We start from the raw sequence: 20,669 nt of genomic DNA, 5'->3' as shown, positions 1-20,669 counted from the left end.
TGTGCATACCCCCTCTCAAAGCTGTGCGGGCAACATTAGCTATAAAGGTGACAAGCCACAAAGTGGCTGGGAGCAGCTTCTTTAAATTCTGGTATTTGTTCCTTGCATATCGGTTTTGCAACAGGACATCTTGTGTGGAATACGCAGCCTTTTGGCGGGTTGGCCGGACTAGGCAGTTCTCCCTTCAGGACAATGCGTTCACGTTTGACAGATCCTCTTTTTCTTGTAACCGGAACGGAGGATAAAAGCGCTTGGGTATATGGGTGAAGCGGGTTGTCATAAAGCTCATGCTTGCCGGTCAGTTCCATCATTTTGCCAAGATACATTACTCCGACTCTGTCGCTGATATGGCGTACGACACTCAGATCATGAGAGATAAATAGATACGTAAGATTAAATTCTTCCTGTAATTCCTCCATCAAGTTAATCACTTGGGCCTGAATGGATACATCAAGTGCGGAAACCGGCTCATCTGCAATGATCAGCTCTGGATTCAAAGTGAGTGCTCTGGCAATGCCGATCCGCTGGCGCTGGCCGCCGGAAAATTCATGGGGATAACGGCTGGCAAACGACGGGTGAAGCCCTACTCTTGCAAGCAGCTCTTCAACTTTTTCGTTTCGTTCACGCATGGTATACATGTTGTGCGTATTAAACGGCTCCTTTATGATGGAACGCAGGGTCTTTCTCGGGTTTAACGAAGCAAATGGATCTTGGAAAACCATTTGAATATTTTTGCGGACACTCTTCCGCAGCTTCTCCTCTGACAGATTGGAAATATCCTGCCCTTTAAAAAGAATTTGGCCCTCTGTCGGTTTGTACAGTCTGATCATCGTTCTGCCGGCAGTCGATTTTCCGCAGCCCGACTCTCCAACGATTCCGAGTGTTTCTCCTTTTTTTAACGAAAATGAAACACCATCCACCGCTTTTACATCACCGACTTTTCTTTGAAAAAGGCCTGACCGGATCGGAAAGTATTTTTTTACGTCACGAAGCTCTAAGATTGTTTCTTGATTAGCTGCTGTCATGATTGTTCGGCACCCTCTTCCTCATATAAAAAGCATCTCACCGTTCTTCCGCTTTTGTGTGTCAAAAGCGAAGGCTGATTTGTCCAGCACTTATCCATAGCTTTCGGGCACCTTGGGGCAAAACGGCACCCCGGCGGCAGATTATCCGGTGTAGGCACACTGCCTTTAATTGCATTTAATTTATCAATCTCTCCATCTATAACAGGAATTGACGTAAGCAGGCCTTCTGTATACGGATGAAGCGGTTCTAAAAATAAGTCATCAACAGTGGCATTTTCTACGACTTGTCCGCAGTACATGACAATTACTCTATCGGCAGCCTCAGACACGACACCTAAGTCGTGTGTGATGAGAAGAATCGATGTATTGAACTTCTGACAGAGATCTTTCATGAGCTCCAGCACCTGGGCTTGTATTGTCACATCCAACGCTGTCGTTGGTTCATCGGCAATGAGCAGTTTAGGATTACAGCTCAGTGCGATGGCAATCATCACCCTCTGTCTCATACCGCCGGACAGCCGATGCGGGTACTCCTTCATAATTTGCTCCGCCCGGGAGAAACCGACCATCTGCAAGAGTTCAACAGCTCGTTGACGGGCTTCTTTTTTCTTCATGTTTTTATGGTAAATCAGCACTTCGGTAATTTGTTCTCCGATTGTTAACACCGGATTAAGGGAGGTCATTGGTTCCTGAAAGATCATGGATACTTCGTTACCGCGGATTTTGCAATAATCGTTTTCAGTGAATGAGGTGAGGTCTTTGTCTTCGAGTTTAATAGAGCCGTCCATGATTTTTCCGCCTGAGCTTTGGACGAGGCCCATAATTGATAAAGAAGTAATGCTTTTTCCGGAGCCCGATTCACCTACAAGCGCGACGGTTTCGCCTTTGCTGATGTGAAAATCGACTCCGTCAACCGCAGGGATCGGCTCCTTTTTCCTGAAAAAATAAGTCTTTAAATTATTCACTTCTAAAAGTGTGCTCATGCTAGCTCCCCTTTCCCCCCTCTTGTTGTCAAACGTTTTCAAGAGAAAGCAATCCCTTTATTCAGAAATAATAAATAATATTGAATTATCGAAAAATTTTATAGTTGTATATTATTACAATCATTTTGCAAAATCAAGAATTTTTTAGGATAAATGTAATATTATTAATGAAATTCCATTATTTTATCCTTTTAAAGCATTGCATCCAAAAAGGTCTCAGCAGGAATGGACAGCCCGTCTGCGGCGCTTGCCTTGCTGGCGGTTAAATATTTTTTTACAATATTGAATCCAACTGCGTATCCAAGCATTTTTGGCTGATATCCTTTGCCGAATAACAGCTGGGGAAATAATCGATTATCCCGTTTGATATTCCGATGGGGCGCAATCTTTTTTTCATATAAAGCCTGAAGCTGCTCCGGTGTATACCAAGTCGTCCACTCAGCCGTTTGACTTCGGCCGAACCTCTCATAAACAGCATATTCCGCCAGCCCTTCCATGATGATTGTATCAAGTAATGTGACATCCTTTTCCTCTTTTGTCAGATGACCTAACCGGCAAACGTGATGATACTCATGCGTCATAAGGGCAGATACCGACCCAAAATCTAAATCTGACGAAAGAAAAAGGAACATTTTGTCTTGAAAGGCGAGTCCTGATTTTGATCCGAATTCTAAACGGATTCTCCTGTTTCGTTCATCAACCGGCAGCGTGACAATTGGTACATCAGGACCTTGCCATTTGTTTTTGAGGTACTGTTCTTCCTTTTGGATATGTCCGTAAAAACCTTTTTCCTTCAGCTTGGAAACCGTCTGAATACCCTCTTTTATGTTTTTAAACATCCCATGATGCTGAAGATGCCCCAGAATGCCCTTCCAGTTCTTTTTCTCCGCACCTGAAAAAAGCGGGATAATGTAATGCGCCAAATCATCTATTGAACCGGCCTTCCTGAGCCAGCTATATGTTTGTTCTACACTCATGTGATCGCCTCCTCTTTTAATCCTATGCACACAAAAAAAACCGGCTACCCTTTAAGGGCAGCCGGTTTGGCTTGATTATGATTGATATTTCTTAAAGATTAATGTTGCGTTGTGTCCGCCGAATCCTAATGAGTTGCTGAGAACATAATTAAGTTCCTGTCTGCGGGCTTCATCAGGCACATAATCCAAATCACATTCTTCGTCAGGTGTTTGAATATTGATTGTCGGCGGAATCACGCCTTCTTTAATGGCCAGGATAGAGAAAATGGCTTCAATACCGCCGGCTGCTCCTAAGAGGTGGCCTGTCATCGATTTTGTAGAGCTTACCGCAAGTTTATGCGCATGCTCGCCAAAAACGGTCTTAATCGCCATTGTTTCGTATTTGTCGTTGTAATACGTGCTTGTCCCGTGAGCATTGATGTAATCAATTTCTTCAGGTGCAATGCCTGCATCTTTAATGGCTTCTTGCATCGCTCTCGCTCCGCCTTCACCGTCTTGGGCCGGCGCTGTGATATGATAAGCGTCTCCGGTTGAGCCGTAGCCGACAATTTCTCCGTAAATTTTAGCGCCGCGGGCCAGGGCATGCTCAAGTTCTTCAAGAACGATAATCCCTGCACCTTCCCCCATGACAAAGCCATCACGGTTTTTATCAAACGGGCGGCTCGCTGTTTTCGGATCTGGATTAGTAGACAGCGCTTTGTTGGCACTAAAGCCGGCGAATGACATTCTTGTCAGCGGCGCTTCTGTTCCGCCTGTGACCATCACGTCTGCATCACCGCGCTGAATAACCTTAAACGCGTCACCGATGGAGTTCGTTCCTGTAGCACATGCTGTAACCGTACAAGAGTTCACCCCTTTTGCTCCTAATGCAATAGAAATCTGGCCTGTCGCCATGTCAGGAATCATCATTGGCACGAAAAACGGGCTTACCCGTCTTGGGCCTTTTGTTAAGAAGATTTCAAATTGAGACTCTAGTGTTTCAAGTCCTCCGATACCGGAGCCTACCCAAACACCGACTCTCGGCGCGATCTCATCGGTAATGTTAAGATCTGCATCTTCAACCGCCATTTTCGCAGCCACAACCGCATATTGTGTAAAGCGGTCCATTTTTCTGGCTTCTTTTTTATCCATATAATCTTCAACATTAAAATCTTTTAATTCAGCGGCAACTTTTGCCGGATATTCTTCAGCGTCAACACGAGTGATCGGACCGATTCCGGACACACCGTTGATTGCGTTATTCCAACTTGTATCGACGTCGTTGCCAAGTGGAGATAATGCTCCAAGTCCTGTAACAACTACTCTTTTTTTAGTCATCTTGTGTGCACCTCACCTTTTTTTATCGGCCCCAGCGGATTGCAATGGCGCCCCATGTTAGTCCTCCGCCGAACCCTACCATAACGACCACATCGCCGTCTTTGATTTTACCGGCTTCCAATTCTTCTACAAGAGAGATCGGAATCGATGCGGCAGAAGTATTTCCATATTTATGAACGGTTTTAGACATCTTTTCGACAGGAAGCTCTAAACGCTCGCGAGCAGCTTCCATGATGCGGATGTTCGCCTGATGCGGAATCAAAAAGTCGACATCCTCTTTTGAAAGTCCGGCTTTTTCAATGACATTTACGCATGATTCTCCCATTTGGCGGACTGCAAATTTGAAAACTTCTCGTCCATTCATGATTGTATGTCGTTTTTCATTCAGATACAAGTGCTGACCGCCTGTGCCGTCGGCTCCTAGTTCAAATGAAAGGATTCCTCTGTCATCACTGACTGGCCCGACTACCGCAGCGCCTGCTCCGTCTCCAAACAGAACGGCTGTATTGCGGTCTTCCCAGTCGGTAATGCTTGAGAGCTTCTCTACACCGACAACTAGAACATGCTTGTAGGTTCCGGATTCAATAAATTGTTTACCGGTTACAACCCCGTACATGAAGCCCGCACAAGCCGCGCTGATATCCATAGCACACGCTTTCTTCGCGCCGAGTTGTTCTTGAATCATACAAGAGACCGTAGGGAATGACTGATCAGGTGTAACAGTTGCAACCAAGATCATATCCAGATCCTCAGCAGCCACTTCAGCTTGTTCCAGCGCATTTTTCGCTGCTGCAACAGCCATATGTGATGAAAACACATCATCTGCTGCGATTCTTCTTTCTTCTATTCCTGTTCTTGTACGAATCCACTCGTCAGAAGTTTCAACCATTTTTTCAAGATCATGATTTGTTAAAACCTTCTCAGGAATGTAACGTCCAACACCAAGTATTCCAGCTTTCATTAGGGAAGACTCCTTTATATCTTAAATTTAGAAGATCAATCAGGTTGTGATCAATTATTAGTATCAGGTACTAATTCTATCCTATTTTTTTTCACATGGCAATATATTCGTCTAAACTATCAGTTCATCTTACTCATAGAGTATGGTATATGGAAAGGAGGCGTATGCAGTTGGATGTGTTTTCAAGAATGATGTTCGGCGATGCAGCAAAACCAACAGAAGAGAAGGAGGAGGAACAGCAAGAGGAAGTTTCTCAGGTTTCTCAGACAAACGACGAAGAGACGATTAATTACATGCATATTATGGACCAAATCGGTTCAATTATGAACTCTCTTGATCAAATCAAGCCTGCTTTAAAGGAGCTTGCGCCCATGCTCTCCGCTATTAAAAAGAAAATCATGTGAAAAGCCACTTTCAAAAAAGTGGCTTCTTCTTATTCTGTTTCAGATTTAGCGTCAGACTTGCCAAGCTCATAAGCTTCCGCCATTACCGTTGTAAATAGATTCATAAACGGCTGGATGGCCTCCATTGAGAGCTCAATGCCTGATTTCTCAAGCTGTTCTTTCGCTTCAGGGAGATATTTCATGGCAATTTGCAAGAATTCAAGTGATTTTTCGTGCTGCATGTGACGTCACTCCATTACTCGTTTTTTGGCAGCTCGCCTGTTTTGTTGTATGTTTTGATCAGCTTGGCGATTCTTTGCTGAAAGTCTTTGTCGACGAGCGGGCTGAATGTTCCCATCTCAACGACTCCCGTATTCAGGTCGTAGTAATGATCGCCGCCCTCAAGGTTGCCTTTATTAAATTGTTCAGCAATGATTTCATAGGCCTTGTCCACATTTTGCACCGTGCTGGTTAATACGGTATTCTCCCCCAGATCCGATTGATCTGTGACGTAGCCAATGGCATAAAGACCGTCTTTTTTGATTTGCTGAATAACAGGAACATTATACCCGTCTCCGGCGGGATACACAACATCCGCGCCTTCGTTCTTCATTTTCTGATAAAGCTTTACTGCTGTTGTATCATCATCCCAATGATCCGTATATTTCGTATTTACCTCTATATCCGGATTTTCATACTTGGCCCCTTTGATAAAACCGTCAACCTCAGGCTGCCACGTAAAGGAAGCAATTACACCGACCTGATTCGTTTTCGACATATGGGCAGCAGTCATTCCTCCAAAAAAGCCCATTGCTTCCCCGCTAAAATGGACACTCGTTACATTATCAGCTTTCGCTTTCGCATTGGAAATGACGAATTCCATATCTGGATAATCTTCGCCGACCAAGTTAAACACCTCAGCATATTCACTCCCATGGCCGTAGAGCAGATTGACGCCCCTCTTATGAAAATCCTCAATCGCATTTATGATATCTTCTTCTGTTTTAACGCCTTCTTTATAATAGACGTCCACATTGTATTTGGATTGTATATTCAGTAATCCTTTATACCCTTTTGTGCCCCATACGAGGTCATTAATCGTATCAGGAAAGAGCATGCCGACCTTCTCAATTTTTCCTTTGAACGGAGTTTGTCCACATCCACTCAATAAAAGGAGGACAGAAAAGATCATGACAAGCCTTGTGATCAAGTCATGTTCAACTCCTTTTGACAAGCTATAACATGTTTATTTTTATACGTTTATTGTATCTAGAAAACTCGAAACATGGAAGGTTTTTCTTAATATTTGTCGAAAATTGATGAAAATTGTCTTTTCCACTCGATAATTTTTGTTTTTGCTTCTTCTTTTGAGATTTTCTCTGTGACTTGCAATTCAAAAAGCTGATCTTTGCTATGACGGCTTGGTTCTAACAGGAATCTCAGCAACTCGTCAGCGACGTCGTTTGTGTAATAGCCGTCTTCCTCTGTTTCTTCTTTCCATGGCCCATACATTTTCGGCAGGATCACGGTTTTTTCCGAGCCTGTTTTTTCACGTTTTTCCCATTCTTTGCGGTCTTCTTCATATACTAAAATATAAGGAGAATCACATTGGTCTAAAGGCAAAAAACTTCCGAACTGGATACAAATTGTATCATAATTTTGGTCTCCAATGTGTTCAAGCTGGCGAAAGAGTTCATTTCTCCCAAGCCACATGAGTCTTTCTTCTAAGTACATTTGTCTCATTTTATCTTCTGTTTCCGCCAGAACAACGTCAACATGTATGCCTTCATCCATCATTCGCTCACATAATGAAAGGCCGAAAAATTCGTCCGCACCTACAATCAGCGTTGATTCCATTGCATCTGCCGCCCTTCCGGTTTTTCATTTCCCAAAACAAAACAGCCTCCGCAAAAGAGAAGGCTGTTGTCATTATATTCTCTATAATTCTTTTTCATGACTGTGAAAGAATTTGCAAATTGATGCATAAATTCTGCTTGGATGCTCAAATAAATGAAATGTCATGTCGACCGGTGAGCCTTGCTTTTGCTGTTTTTCCTTGAAAACTTCCGCATGTACACTGTAGGGATATGGAGCTCCGGTCATACGCTGCCATATATGAACCGGTACGCCGCTCGGGTAGCTTTGAATTGTTTTATAACGAAGCGCTTCCGCTTCTTTTTCAGAAATTCCGTAGCTTTTCGATACTTCTTTCAAAAATTGCTTATAGAAAAATTTATTTTCTTTTTCCGACTCATAATGTGCCTGAAGATCGAGACAAGGATTCAACATTGCGGCTGAGCGGATATGATCCGGGGAAAAACGAAGCAGTTCATCGGCCACGAGAGCACCCATGCCTTCTGCTAAAATATGAATCTTCGGATTGAGGATTTCCTGCTTCAGCACAGAATGTATCAGCTGTTTGGCATAGGTGACTGCTTTTTCCGCCCCCCAATGCCTTCCGAACAGATTGCTGTTAAAAAGAGTGTATCCTTCATTCATCAACATGCTCAGAAGCTGATTTCTGCCATAATGCTGCTGCCAAAAGCTTGAATCATGTCCGACAAAGTGGGTTCTGTCCCCCAAGATAAAGATGCCGAAGCCGTTCGGGCGATAGGGCAGATGAATGACATTATGCTCCGTTCCCAGTTGAAAGTATCTTTCCGTTATTCCCATCGCTTGCCCGCCTCCTTTCACACTTCATCTCACGCTATCTTATGTAAATAGAAAAGAAACGAATAAGGTAAAGTCCTAGCCTTTTACATTTTTGGCTATTATACTGATTGACGTTTTATATTTTACCATTAAAGTGTGACGAATCAGACTCTTTTGTCACCTCACTTTCTGCTAAAATTGGATTCCCCCTTCGCTTTTTGTATGGTATGATAACTTTTAGAATAGAATGAGAAGGACGAGGTGGAAACGTGCGATATATTATTGCCTTTATTTGGACGTTCCTTTTATCACATATGGCATGCTACTTGGTTGCAAGCATGAACAGCGTTACGTATAATTTCAAAACATCATCTGTCATTGCTGTTGTACTGTATGTCTTAATCATTGTTTTAGCAGAAATCATGCCTATGAACAAAAATGCAAGCCAGCATTAAAAAGCCAAAAACCCAAAACATTTATTGTTTTGGGTTTTTTAGTGGTCACGGCTTTCTTTTGTAGGTCCACAGCCGGTTGTGGTTTGATGTTTCGGGGAACATTTCCCCTGCTGACAGATGGACCTTTTGAGGGTTTTTAACCATGCTCCCTGTCTCGCCGATTTCTACGTAGACACCGTTATTAGGCGCTTTCTGTCCGGGCCGGAATTGGTGCTGCTGTCCCACTGTTTTTCCTCCTTTTCCTTTTTGCTGTAGTATGCGCCTAAGCGGCTGTGAATATGTTGCCATCAAAAAAACTGCTGAGTTTGGCTCAGCAGTTTTTTGATGATTCCCCTTTATATAAAATGGCCTTCAGCAGTGCTTTTTGCACATGAAGACGGTTTTCGGCCTGCTGGAACACTGCAGAGTTCGGCCCGTCAATAATCTCCGCAGTCACTTCTTCCTCACGATGCGCAGGGAGACAATGTAAAAATGTATAGTCAGGCTTGGCATGGCTGACCAGCGCCGCATTTACCTGATAAGGCGCAAAGACAGCAAGACGTTCTTGCTCCTCCGCTTCCTGCCCCATGCTTGTAAACACATCAGAATAAATTACTTCCGCGTCTTTTACAGCTTCAATCGGATCATCTGTCAGCGTGATAGAAGAGCCGGATTGAAGTGCATATGTTTTTGCCGCTTCAGCTGCTTCATCTAACACTTCATATCCCTTTGGCGAAGCGATCGAGATATCACAGCCCATTTTCGCGCAGCCGATCATCAAGGAGTGCGCCACGTTATTTCCGTCACCGATGTATGCGACTTTTACGCCTTTAAGCTTCCCTTTTATCTCCTTAATCGTCAAGAGATCCGCCAGCGCCTGGCATGGGTGGTATTTATCGGTAAGTCCATTGATCACCGGAATGTCAGCTTCTTTGGCAAGTTCCTCCACCTTTTCATGTTCAAAGGTCCGGATCATAATGGCATCCACATAGCCTGACAGCACTTTCGCCGTATCAGCGACAGTCTCACCGCGCCCCAGCTGCAGATCTTTCTGGCTTAGAAAGAGGGCGTTCCCGCCGAGCTGCGCCATACCCGCTTCAAATGAAACACGGGTCCGCGTTGATGATTTTTCAAAAATCATCGCCAAGGTTTTGCCATGGAATATAGGCTGAATTTTGTTTTGTTTCAGCTCACCGGCTTCTGTAAGCAAGGCGTTTATATCCTCTTCACTAAGGTCCTTTAACGTTAATAAATCTTTTCCGTATAAACTGGTTTGCGTCACTGTGTGCATGTTGCCACTTCCTTTTTATAGAGGTCTTTGAGAGATACAGGCTGCGGATGGCCTGAACCGCTTTGTAAAAACGCCCGCACAGTTTCTTCTTCTGTAAAGACGGGGATGCCGTGCGTCATGGCTTCCAAACGTTCTTTGCGTGCTTCTTCAGAACCGCTCAGATTGATGTGGAGCGATTTTCCTTCCTGTTCCATCCATGAGGCAAATGTCCCTTCATAAATTGTAAAACCTGCGTTTTCTGCTAACTCCTTCACTTCTTCCGGAACGTTTTGGAAATAAATGCTTCCTTTTTGACTCCAGACTCTTGTATAGATTTTTTTCAAGGCGCTGTTAGAATCATATGCGACACACATGCCTTCTCCCGTTGATTTCATTTCCGGCCCAAGCTTGACATCCACATCCTGGATCGCATGAGAAGAAAAAACAGGGAACTTCACGGCAACTCCATGATGATTTTGAACTGCTGGATTTAGATCTTTTAAGGAAGCTCCCGCCAGCAGACGTGTGGCGAGCGGAATCATCGGAACGCCCATTACTTTGCTGACGACAGGAACCGTGCGGCTCGCTCTCGGATTCACTTCAAGAACGAGTATGTTTCCATTGTCGATCACAAATTGAATGTTCATGATGCCTTTAAATGAAAGTTTTCGGGCAATTTTTTGTGCCGCATCTTTCATGCCCTGCTGCAGCCCGCTCGTGATGGACGGTCCGGGAAGAATGGCAAAGCTGTCCCCTGAATGGACACCTGCCCGTTCAATATGCTCGGTATATGTCGGGATAAAGACATCCTCGCCGTCGGAAATCAAATCAATTTCGACTTCCTTTCCAGACACATACTGATCAATCAAAATCGGATATGGCATGCTGTCCTCATCATTCAGCAGCTGAGAAAGCTGGGCTTGCGAGTCAACAATGATCATGCCCATTCCGCCGATAACGTAAGATGGGCGGATTAACACCGGATAACCGATCTCACTCGCTTTTGAAGCCGCTTCTTCTTTTGTATAAGCAATTTCTCCTTTTGCGTGCTTCAATCCCAGCTCGTCAAGAAGCTGATAAAATTGATCCCGATCCTCTAACACGTCGAGCGTTTGAAATGATGTGCCAAGAAGAGTAATGCCGGCTTTTTCGAGCGCTTCAGCAGCATTGATTGCAGTTTGGCCGCCGAATTGCACAATTGCAAAATCAATATTTTCCTGCTCCGCCACGTTTACAATATGCTCCGTTGTCATCGGTTCAAAATACAGGCGGTCCGCAATTTCATAATCGGTGCTGACCGTTTCCGGGTTATTGTTAATCATGATGGTTTCGAACCCAAGCTCTTGCAGTGTCAGCACACCGTGAACAGCACTGTAATCAAATTCAACGCCTTGGCCGATCCGAATCGGGCCTGATCCGATAATGAGCGCGCGTTTTTTCTCTTTGCGGCTGATGTCTCCATCGGTCTCTCCGAAATATGTGGAGTAAAAATAGTTTGTTTTCGCATCAAACTCTGCCGCGCATGTATCTACGATTTTAAAGGAAGGCGTAATGCCCATCTCCTTGCGAAGCGCGCGCACCTCTTCTTCTGTTTTGCTGATCAGCGAGGCAATCGTTGCGTCTGAGAATCCCTTTTCCTTTGCTTTCTTCAATAATTCAAAAGAGAGATCACTCCCTGCTTCCATCAGGCGGTTTTCTAATTTGATGATGTTGTTAAAGGTATGCAGGAAAAACGGATCAATTTTTGTTTTCGCATGAATGTCATCAATCGTCACGCTGCGGCTCAACAGCTCCATGACAACGAAAAATCTGCGGTCATCCGGAGTAATTGCCAAATCCCATAGCGTATCAATTGACAACCCGCTGAGCTCTGGAAGGTGTGTTCCGATATTTTTTAACTCAAGGGACGCGGCTGCCTTCTGTATCGCCGCTTCTAAATTCCGCTCAATCGCCATCACTTCACCTGTGGCTTTCATTTTTGTGCCAAGCTTGCGGTCTGCGTTCTTGAATTTATCAAACGGCCAGCGCGGAAATTTGACGATCACATAGTCCAGTGCCGGTTCAAAGCTTGCGTAAGTAGAGCCTGTGAGCGGATTTTTCAGCTCGTCAAGGGTGTATCCGACTGCCAGTTTCGCGGCCATCTTCGCAATCGGATAACCGGTCGCTTTAGATGCGAGAGCCGATGACCGGCTTACACGCGGATTCACTTCAATGACGTAATATTGCTTGCTGAATGGATCAAGCGCGAATTGAATGTTACAGCCGCCTACGACATCAAGTGCTGAGATGATCGTCAGACTTGCTGTCCGCAGCATTTGATAGTCTTCGTCTGTCAATGTTTGTGACGGCGCCACAACGATAGAGTCACCTGTATGCACGCCGACCGGATCGATATTTTCCATATTGCAGACGGTAATGCATGTGTTATTGCTGTCACGCATGACTTCATATTCAATTTCTTTAAAACCGGCAATGCTTTTTTCGACAAGGCATTGATTGATCGGACTTGCTAATAGCGCCTGTTTAATCATAGCTGTAAAGGCTTCTTTATCAGGGGCGATTCCTCCGCCCTTTCCGCCTAATGTGTAAGCCGGTCTGATAATAACAGGAAAACCGATGGATTCCGCAAAATGGAGGGCATCGGCCTCGTTATCAACAATTTCACTCTCCGGTACGGGCTGTTTTAATTCATTCATTAACGAACGGAATTTTTCCCGGTCCTCTCCTTTTTGTATCGTTTCAACGGATGTGCCGAGGAGTTTGACGCCGTGCTCTTTTAAAACACCCGTTTCTTCAAGCTCCACCGCTAAATTCAACGCGGTCTGACCGCCTAAATTGGCAAGAAGCCCATCAGGCCGTTCTTTCTTAATGATGGCTGTCAGGCTTTCTGCTGTCAGAGGCTCAAAATAAATTTCATCAGCGAAGGCTTCATCAGTCATAATTGTCGCCGGATTGCTGTTGACGAGAATGACACGGTAGCCCTCCTCCTTCAGCGCGATGCACCCTTGAGTGCCTGAATAATCAAATTCTGCCGCCTGCCCGATGATGATCGGGCCTGAGCCGATTACTAATATGCTTGAAATACTGGTGTCTTTAGGCATGCGCGATTTCTCTCCTTGCTGGTATCACATTCTTTAGATAATCATCAAAAATCCATTCGCTTTCCGCAGGTCCGGGATGGGCTTCCGGGTGGAATTGAACACTTATGACAGGCAGTTTTTTATGGGCAAGCCCTTCAACTGACGTATCATTGACATGATGAAACCTGATCGTGAGCTCTTCTTCATTAATCGACTGTTCATCAACCACATAGCTGTGGTTTTGGCTTGTCATAAAGACCCGTTTCGTCTCACGGTCGATGACCGGATGATTAGCTCCCCTGTGTCCGAATGGCAGCTTAAAAGTATTCCCTCCGAACGCGAGCGCGATCAGCTGATGTCCGAGACAAATGCCGAGAGTCGGAAAGCGGCTGATGATGCTTTTGATCTTTCCTAAATATGGCTGGATTGCTTTCGGATCTCCAGGTCCGTTCGATAGCACAATGCCATCGGGTTTGATGTTGTATACGGCCTCCATTTGCTGGTATGGCACCACAGTAACCTTGCAGCCTCTTTTGACAAGTGATGATGCGATTGACTTTTTATAGCCAAAATCAATGAGAGCGATATGTTTATTCCCGTCGCCGAATGTGCTGATTTCCTGGGCTGAAGCCTGCTCTGCCACATTCTCTGGTTGAAGGGCCATCTCAGCTCCTTCTTTAGAGGCTGTGACTGTTGCACCCATCGTCCCGTTTGCCCGGATTTTCTTCACGACAGCCCTCGTATCAACATGGGTTAACAACGGAATGTTCCATTTCTGTAAATACTCCTTGAGGCTGTATACCGCTTCATAATGAGAAAAGTGATCACACGCCTCATAGACAACCGCGGCTTTTACTTGCGGTTTCTTGCTTTCAAAGTCCTTTTCATTTATGCCGTAGTTGCCAATCAGCGGGTAGGTAAATACAATAATCTGTCCCTTATACGATGGATCTGTCAGCACTTCCTGGTAGCCTGTCATTCCTGTGAAAAAAACAGCTTCTCCCGTACAGTTTTCATGACCGTCCAGCTCGCCGCTGAACGATGTCCCATCTTCTAACACTAAATAACCTTCCATCTAACAGCCCACCTCTTGATGAATAATTAATTATAAAAATGAATTTTTATGCCTTTATATCGAAAAAAAATCACAGGTTTACAGCGGAATGATGAGCGATTGCCTGTTTTAGCTTGCTGACGGCTTCTGCTATTTCATCCTTAGTCACGGTGAGCGGCGGCAGCAGCCGAATCACGTTCGGGCCGGCCGGCAATACAAGCAAGCCTAATGTCTGCAATTCAGCAATAATGTCAGCAACAGGGCCATCACACTCAATTCCAAGCATTAATCCTTTACCTCGGATTTGTTTAACAAAAGGGCTCTTTAGCTCTGCCTCAAGCTGTTCTTTTAAAAACGCCCCTTTGTCAGCAGCCTCTTGCAAAAAGTCAGGCTGGAATACAATTTGCAATGTGGCATTCACAGCAGCCATCGCCAGCATGTTTCCTCCGAAAGTCGTTCCGTGAGAACCAGGGGTAAACGCTTCTCCAAGCTGTTTTTTTCCGATGACAGCGCCGACCGGAAAGCCGTTTCCCAATCCTTTGGCGACTGTGATGATATCCGGTGAGAGTCCGAAGTGCTCATATGCGAAGCCTTTTCCCGTCCGTCCGATGCCGGTCTGGATTTCATCAATGATGAGAAGGGCTTGCTTTTCCTTGCAAAACGACTGTACGGCTGATAAAAATTCAGCACTCGCCGGATTGACTCCTCCTTCTCCCTGCACTGTTTCAAGCATCACCGCGGCAATATCGCCTTCCTCCCCAAGAGCTTTAAAAGCAGAAGGATCATTGTATGGCAGGTAGTGAAAGCCTTCAAGCATCGGGCCGAAGCCTGTTTTGATTTTATCCTGTCCGGTCGCAGCCATCCCTGCATACGTGCGGCCATGGAACGACTGAAGAAAAGTGATGATTTTTGTTTTTCCAGTTGCTTTTCGGGCAAGCTTTATCGCACCTTCATTCGCCTCCGCGCCACTGTTGCAGAAAAAAACAAGATCTCCTGCACTATGCGCTGCCAGCTTCTGCGCCGCTTGCTCTTGGAGACTGTTTTGAAACAGGTTGGATACGTGCCATACGCTGTCAAGCTGTTTTTTGACTGCCTCTGTCACCGCTTCATGACAGTGTCCTAGATTTGATACCGCAATCCCCTGAATGAAATCGAGGTACGTTTTGCCGTTTTGATCCTCAACGTACGTTCCCTTTGCTTTTTTGATGTCAATATCCCAACGGCCGTAGGTTTGAAACAAGCTGCTCATGAAACAGCCTCCTTTGCTTTGACGATTTTTGTCCCTTGAAAGGTTTGTTCTGCGAAGAATGATCCTTTTCCGTTTACGATCATGACTTCAGACACCTGATCTGATAAAGCTGACAAGGCTGAATTGACCTTCGGGATCATCCCTCCTGTGATCACTTCCTGCTTGATCAGCATCTGAATCTCCTTAGGGGTCAGGACGTTCAGACGCTGCTTTTCCTTCATGATTCCATCGACATCCGTGACGAACATCAGCTTATCGGCTTCAAGCGCTCCGGCGACTGCTGAAGCAGCCAGATCAGCATTTACATTCAGCGTTTTGCAGTCGCTTGTCATAGACAGCGGCGCAATAACGGGGATGATGCCATTTTCCATCAGCGCGTTCACCATGGACGCATCGACTTTTTTGATTTCTCCCACTTCTCCGTATGTTTCCGGATCTAGATAATCAGCCTCCAAAAGACCGCCATCCTTACCAGAAATGCCCGCGGCTCGCAGTCCGTGTTTGGCAAGCTCAGCAACGAAAAATTTATTGACAGAACCGGATAAAACCATTTCCGCCACTTCCAGCACCGGCTTCGTTGTTTTCCTCTGTCCGCCCGAAAACTCTGTCTTGATATTTAACCGTTTCAGCATATTTGTGATTTCCGGTCCCCCGCCATGTACGATTGCCAGCTTCCAGCCTGACGCCATCAGCTCTTTCAGATTTTGATAAAATTCCTCCGACAGCTCACGGATGACGCTTCCCCCGCATTTAAAAACGATTGTTTTCTTCATTTCGCTCCCCTTTATTACGTGCGATAGCTCGCGTTAATTTTGATATAGTCATAGGTCAGGTCACAGCCCCACGCTCTCCCGTTTCCTTCCCCTTCATCCATCTTGATGACAATGGTGATTTCATCTCCTTCAAGGTATTCCTTGGCGAGAGATTCAGAGAATGGCTGAGGTTCGTTATTCTTAAACAGGCATTGGCCGCCAAGATAAACCTCTACTTCTTCTGCCGTCACCTGTGCTGCGGAGTGTCCGATGGCTCCGATGATCCGCCCCCAGTTGGCATCTGTTCCGTATACTGCCGTTTTTACAAGATTTGAGCCGACAATCTTTTTGGCAATGACGTTTGCATCAAGATTGTTTTTCGCTCCCTGTACTTGGGCTTCAATTAGTTTTGTCGCGCCTTCTCCGTCTCTGGCAATCTCTTTAGCCAGATCCTCACAAGTGAGCAAGAGCGCTTTTTTAAAGACCGGCCAGTCTGGATGGTCTTCTGTCAGGCACTCGTTTTCGGCGCAGCCATTCGCCATAACTAATACCATGTCGTTCGTGGATGTTTCTCCGTCAACTGTGATTTGGTTAAATGAAACGTCAGTGATTTCCCGAAGCGCCTTTTGCAGCGCTTTTTCTTCGATTGCCGCGTCAGTTGTCACAAATCCCAGCATCGTGGCCATGTTCGGGTGTATCATCCCTGAGCCTTTGGCCGCTCCGCCGATCGTGACTGTTTTGCCGCCGATTGCCAGTTCATAGCACGTCTGCTTGATCACCGTATCAGTTGTTAAAATCGCTTCCTCAAAATCGCCTGATCCCACAGGTGTTTCTTTCAGCAGTTCGATCCCCGCGTGGATTTTTTCCATGTCTAAATGCTCGCCGATGACGCCCGTTGATGAAACAGCGACAAGCTCCGGCTCAATGCCAAGCTGTGAAGCAAAGCTCTCCCGCATTGTGTATGCGTCCTTTAGGCCTTGTTCTCCCGTGCAGGCGTTGGCAATGGCGCTGTTGACGATGACGGCTTTCAGTGTCGGTCCGTGCTTTAAGCTGTCTTGTGTCACTTTGATCGGAGCAGCCTGAAAGTGGCTTTGGGTATAAACTGCTGCACTCACAGCCGGTGTCTCGCTGATAATGACGCCGAGGTCTTTTTTCGAGTAGCGCAGCCCGCAATGCACACCCTTTGCCTGAAACCCTTTTGGCGAGGATACATCACCTGTTACTTTTACAATTTGATCTTCACTTAACTGAATCATGGTTCGATTCTCTCCCGTTCTATGGATAAATTGGCGTGATGGTGAGTCCAGTTTCTTCATTCCAGCCATTCATCAAATTAAAGTTTTGCACTGCCTGACCGGCGGCACCCTTCATTAAATTATCGATTACCGAGACGATCGTGACTCTGTTCGTTCTCTCATCGAGGGTCACGGCGATATCACAGAAATTGCTGCCGTACACTTCTTTCGTTTGCGGGTACTGACCTTTTGGCCTCACTCTCACAAAATATGAATCTTGGTAAAATTCCGAATATAAATCATGCAGGTCATCTGCGGATAGGTCACAGGTTAATCTGGTATACATCGTCGCCATGATGCCCCTTGTCATCGGAACCAAGTGAGCCGAAAATGTAATGGGCCCGAGACCTGGCTGCCATTCATTCAGCGCCTGCTCAATTTCCGGCGTGTGCTGATGTTCATTGACTTTATAAATTTTAAAATTGTCGTTCAGCTCAGAAAAATGAGTTCCCATGGATGCTTTTCTTCCCGCTCCGGAAACACCGGTCTTCGCGTCAACGATAACGAAAGATTCATCGAGCAGTTTCTTTTGAGCCAATGGCGCGAGGCCAAGCAAAACAGCTGTTGGAAAACAGCCTGGATTGGCAATGAGTTTCGCCTGTTGAATTTGCTGTTGATTCAGTTCTGCCAGACCGTATACCGCCTCTTGAATCACCGCCTTCGGTGCCGCTGTCCGTTTATACCATTTTTCATATTCAGCCGGTTCTTGTATCCTCAGATCACCTGACAGATCAATAACCGGAATTCCCGCGTCTGCCAGCTTTGGAGTCAATTCACTTGATACTCCGGGCGGCGCAGCGAGAAACATGATATCTATTTCGTGTTTGATCGTATTCATATCAATCGGCTTCAGTTGCTGATCCGCTAAGCCGGTAAGATGAGGATAACCCTCGCTATAGACATTCCCTTCTCCGCTGGATGAATAAAGTATGCATTCCTCTGCATGAGGATGATGCGAAAGAATCCTGACAAGTTCGGTGCCTCCATATCCTGTAGCACCTACAATTCCTATTTTCAAAACAAGTTCACCCTCTTGGTCTTTGTGAAATTATTTAACATTATAACATGAATAAAAATTAATTCAATCGTATATTTAATATTTTTATTCATTTATAAATTTTCTGTTCAATGGAAATTCCGCTCAAAAAAATCAGCACGACTCTAGCACAAAAACGTTGATGCGGCGCCGCATTTCAGCCGCATAAAAAAACAGGCTGACCGCGTCAGCCTGTTTTCATCATCATCAATCCACTCAAAAAATATAGAATAGAGCTTGCATAAAAAATCATTTGCACTGTAAAAAAGTCAGCGAGAAAGCCCCCAAGCATAATGGCTGCTGCTGAAAAGACAGCTGTCCAAAAATGGTAATTTCCAATCTTTTTTCCACGCTCTCCGCTGTCTGTAAAATTAGCGATCAGCACTTTTTCTCCATGCTTTTGCATCGCTCCAAAGAGCCCTAACAGCACTTGGACGATATACACTTGAACGACGCTTCCGATATGCGGGACATATAAAAGCAGAACAGCCATCCCCCACGAGTTCAGAAGCAGAAAATAACGGCTGTCAAACCTTTCAGACAGCCGTCCGAGGAGCGGGTAAATGAGCGCTCCGCTCAACCCGAACAATCCGTAGGAAAAACCGAACTGTGTGTAGCTTGAGCCGATATTTTTCACAAACAGAATATAAAACGGAAAGATTAAGCTGCTTGCGAAAAACACGCTGCTTTGTGATAATGTCAGCCATTTTAATTTGTTTTTCCCCATTATTTATACCTCTGATAAAAGTAATTCATAAAGCGCTCATCCGGGTCATAGGTTCGTTTTTTCTGAAAAAACGCTTCACTTTTCGGATATGCCTGTCTCATTTGCGCTTTTGTCTGGTAGGTCATATAAGGCAGATAATAGCTGCCGCCGTGCTTGATGGCAACGTCTGTCATGCGCCTGATGATTCGGGCAGTATCTGCCTGGTCTTCTTTTGAAAAGCCCTCGTTTATTAATAGCACGAGCGAAAACATATCGTCCTTCGCATAGGAAAGGTCGGCCTTTTCATTTTTCTGCACGTAGCGAATCGTAATGTTCAGCAGGTTCAGATCTTCGTCCGACAGCGTTTGTCTCAGGTCATCAATAAAGGACCCATACTCCTTCACGGGCACAAAGTATTCTTGCAAAACATCTGTGTTGTCATTGTTTTCATACTCAAGAAACTTAGATTCGGACCGCATGACGTTATTGCGTGAAATCTCTGTGCCGTTTTGGCTCAGAAAATAGGATTGCTGTGTGTTCCACAGCCAATTCCTGCCCCATTCATACTGTCTTGACAAACCGAGTGCAAACTTTGTGGCTCCCGTATACTCATCTTCTTTGAGATCGCTGTATGATGGCAGCTGATCCTGATGATCAGCCAATACGTAATTTGTGACATACATGTCTTTCAGAAATCCTTTTTTCGCTGTTGAAATTCGCGCCAGATGCATTCGGACATCTGGATTTCCTTTTACATGCTTTGAAAAATAGTCTGAGTATGTGCTGTAATTCATTTTTTCTGTCTTCATGACATACAGCTCATCATCTGTCAGCTCAAGCGTTACATCAAGAATCACGCCAAAAAGGCCGTACCCTCCGATGACCGCCGTAAACAAATCATCTTTTGGAGTGACAGTGATAATCGTCCCGTCAGCTTTTAAAAGCCGGAATGATTTGACTGTATCAATCAGCGAGCCGTAGCGAATATCACGTCCGTGTGCATTTGCGCTGAGAGATCCGCCGATTGTAAAAATGTTTTGTGACTGCATGACTTTTACCGCGAGTCCGTATGGATTCACGTATTTCTGGATATCATTCCACGTTGCACCGCTTTGCACCCTGATGGTTTTCTTCTCTTGATCGAGTGACAGGATTTTGTTGTAGCCCGTCATGTCGAGAACGATGCCGTCCTCATAATATGTATGGCCGCCCATGGAGTGCTGGGCCCCGGCGATTGAAATTTTTATGTTTTTTCGATTTGCCTCTTTGACTGTGTCAATGAGCGTTTCCTCTTCCTGCCCTTTCACTGTCTGCTTTATTTTTACAGGCATCAGGCGGCTGACATCCGTCATCTCGCTTGTGTCTGTTTTTTGCTCTGAGTGCACAGAGTACGCAAACAGGGCCGCATACGCGCCAGTACAAAGCGCGAATGCAAGCAATTTCTTTTTCATAGTGCTCTCCCTGCTGTTTTTATGACCATTATACCATGACTGCA

Annotated in this window: 21 protein-coding genes; 2 read left to right on the top strand and 19 right to left on the bottom strand. The window is 45.3% G+C overall.

The genetic code is table 11. The features are described from left to right. Positions 1–35 precede the first annotated feature (35 nt). The 5 genes from appF to fabH form a co-directional block, all read right to left on the bottom strand. Positions 36–1,025 carry an oligopeptide ABC transporter ATP-binding protein AppF gene (gene appF, locus NSU05_RS06020; protein ID WP_014476428.1) on the bottom strand — a complete coding sequence of 330 codons (990 nt, stop codon included), beginning with the start codon at positions 1,023–1,025 and terminating at the stop codon, positions 36–38. Then, positions 1,022–2,008, bottom strand: coding sequence for an oligopeptide ABC transporter ATP-binding protein AppD (appD, locus tag NSU05_RS06015; RefSeq protein WP_003232965.1), 987 nt, complete (start codon positions 2,006–2,008; stop codon positions 1,022–1,024). The genes appF and appD overlap by 4 nt, the downstream gene beginning before the upstream one ends. A gap of 191 nt (positions 2,009–2,199) precedes the next feature. Continuing rightward, positions 2,200–2,985, bottom strand: a complete 786-nt coding sequence (locus tag NSU05_RS06010) for a DUF2268 domain-containing protein (protein ID WP_038428784.1) — start codon at positions 2,983–2,985, stop codon at positions 2,200–2,202. Positions 2,986–3,060: 75 nt separating this feature from the next. After that, positions 3,061–4,302, bottom strand: a complete 1,242-nt coding sequence (gene fabF / locus NSU05_RS06005; RefSeq protein WP_003244890.1) for a beta-ketoacyl-ACP synthase II — start codon at positions 4,300–4,302, stop codon at positions 3,061–3,063. Between the two features lie 22 nt (positions 4,303–4,324). Next, on the bottom strand, positions 4,325–5,263 hold the full coding sequence (gene fabH, locus NSU05_RS06000) for a beta-ketoacyl-ACP synthase III (protein WP_003232971.1): 939 nt from the start codon (positions 5,261–5,263) through the stop codon (positions 4,325–4,327). Positions 5,264–5,427: 164 nt separating this feature from the next. Here fabH and yjzB point away from each other — a divergent pair, with 164 nt between their 5' ends. Continuing rightward, on the top strand, positions 5,428–5,667 hold the full coding sequence (gene yjzB, locus NSU05_RS05995; RefSeq protein ID WP_003232972.1) for a spore coat protein YjzB: 240 nt from the start codon (positions 5,428–5,430) through the stop codon (positions 5,665–5,667). Positions 5,668–5,696: 29 nt separating this feature from the next. Here the strand turns inward: yjzB and comZ are convergent, their stop codons facing one another. From comZ to NSU05_RS05975, 4 genes are all read right to left on the bottom strand, one after another. Then, the gene (comZ, locus tag NSU05_RS05990; protein ID WP_003224559.1) at positions 5,697–5,888 is read right to left on the bottom strand and encodes a ComG operon transcriptional repressor ComZ; all 192 of its coding nucleotides are present in this window, start codon (positions 5,886–5,888) and stop codon (positions 5,697–5,699) included. Positions 5,889–5,902: 14 nt separating this feature from the next. Further along, positions 5,903–6,856 (bottom strand): transcriptional regulator Med, encoded by a 954-nt coding sequence (med, locus tag NSU05_RS05985; protein ID WP_032721344.1) that lies wholly within the window; start codon positions 6,854–6,856, stop codon positions 5,903–5,905. An 89-nt stretch (positions 6,857–6,945) separates the two neighbouring features. Then, positions 6,946–7,503, bottom strand: a complete 558-nt coding sequence (locus tag NSU05_RS05980; RefSeq protein ID WP_038428783.1) for a hypothetical protein — start codon at positions 7,501–7,503, stop codon at positions 6,946–6,948. 81 nt (positions 7,504–7,584) lie between these two features. Then, positions 7,585–8,319, bottom strand: a complete 735-nt coding sequence (locus NSU05_RS05975; protein ID WP_032721340.1) for a hypothetical protein — start codon at positions 8,317–8,319, stop codon at positions 7,585–7,587. Positions 8,320–8,567: 248 nt separating this feature from the next. On the opposite strand from NSU05_RS05975, the gene NSU05_RS05970 reads away from it, so the two are divergent. Continuing rightward, positions 8,568–8,753, top strand: a complete 186-nt coding sequence (locus NSU05_RS05970; protein ID WP_029317607.1) for a DUF2929 domain-containing protein — start codon at positions 8,568–8,570, stop codon at positions 8,751–8,753. A gap of 45 nt (positions 8,754–8,798) precedes the next feature. Here NSU05_RS05970 and NSU05_RS05965 read toward each other — a convergent pair whose 3' ends face one another. The 10 genes from NSU05_RS05965 to NSU05_RS05920 form a co-directional block, all read right to left on the bottom strand. Next, complete coding sequence (locus NSU05_RS05965; RefSeq protein ID WP_003245356.1) at positions 8,799–8,978, bottom strand: YjzC family protein; 180 nt, start codon at positions 8,976–8,978, stop codon at positions 8,799–8,801. Positions 8,979–9,063: 85 nt separating this feature from the next. Continuing rightward, complete coding sequence (gene argF, locus NSU05_RS05960) at positions 9,064–10,023, bottom strand: ornithine carbamoyltransferase (RefSeq protein WP_038428782.1); 960 nt, start codon at positions 10,021–10,023, stop codon at positions 9,064–9,066. Next, a complete protein-coding gene (locus NSU05_RS05955) occupies positions 10,011–13,103 on the bottom strand; it encodes a carbamoyl phosphate synthase large subunit (protein ID WP_038428781.1) in 3,093 nt (1,030 codons plus the stop codon). Before NSU05_RS05955 ends, argF begins: the two co-directional genes overlap by 13 nt. Continuing rightward, positions 13,096–14,157 carry a carbamoyl phosphate synthase small subunit gene (locus NSU05_RS05950; protein ID WP_038428780.1) on the bottom strand — a complete coding sequence of 354 codons (1,062 nt, stop codon included), beginning with the start codon at positions 14,155–14,157 and terminating at the stop codon, positions 13,096–13,098. The genes NSU05_RS05955 and NSU05_RS05950 overlap by 8 nt, the downstream gene beginning before the upstream one ends. A 70-nt stretch (positions 14,158–14,227) precedes the next feature. After that, the gene (locus NSU05_RS05945; protein ID WP_038428779.1) at positions 14,228–15,385 is read right to left on the bottom strand and encodes an acetylornithine transaminase; all 1,158 of its coding nucleotides are present in this window, start codon (positions 15,383–15,385) and stop codon (positions 14,228–14,230) included. Then, positions 15,382–16,158, bottom strand: a complete 777-nt coding sequence (gene argB, locus NSU05_RS05940; RefSeq protein WP_038428778.1) for an acetylglutamate kinase — start codon at positions 16,156–16,158, stop codon at positions 15,382–15,384. The genes NSU05_RS05945 and argB overlap by 4 nt, the downstream gene beginning before the upstream one ends. A 14-nt stretch (positions 16,159–16,172) precedes the next feature. Then, positions 16,173–17,393, bottom strand: coding sequence for a bifunctional ornithine acetyltransferase/N-acetylglutamate synthase (gene argJ, locus NSU05_RS05935; protein ID WP_038428777.1), 1,221 nt, complete (start codon positions 17,391–17,393; stop codon positions 16,173–16,175). 19 nt (positions 17,394–17,412) lie between these two features. Continuing rightward, the gene (argC, locus tag NSU05_RS05930) at positions 17,413–18,450 is read right to left on the bottom strand and encodes an N-acetyl-gamma-glutamyl-phosphate reductase (RefSeq protein WP_029317601.1); all 1,038 of its coding nucleotides are present in this window, start codon (positions 18,448–18,450) and stop codon (positions 17,413–17,415) included. A gap of 205 nt (positions 18,451–18,655) precedes the next feature. Beyond that, the gene (locus tag NSU05_RS05925; protein WP_003232993.1) at positions 18,656–19,195 is read right to left on the bottom strand and encodes an MFS transporter; all 540 of its coding nucleotides are present in this window, start codon (positions 19,193–19,195) and stop codon (positions 18,656–18,658) included. Then, the gene (locus NSU05_RS05920) at positions 19,195–20,625 is read right to left on the bottom strand and encodes an FAD-binding oxidoreductase (RefSeq protein WP_038428776.1); all 1,431 of its coding nucleotides are present in this window, start codon (positions 20,623–20,625) and stop codon (positions 19,195–19,197) included. Before NSU05_RS05920 ends, NSU05_RS05925 begins: the two co-directional genes overlap by 1 nt. Between the last annotated feature and the right edge of the window lie 44 nt (positions 20,626–20,669).

This window comes from Bacillus sp. EU52 (assembly GCF_037964975.1).
In the GTDB taxonomy this organism is placed as follows: Bacteria; Bacillota; Bacilli; order Bacillales; family Bacillaceae; genus Bacillus; species Bacillus subtilis.
The sequence above is the reverse complement of the archived record's forward strand: the minus strand, read 5'-3'. Positions and strand labels throughout refer to the sequence as shown.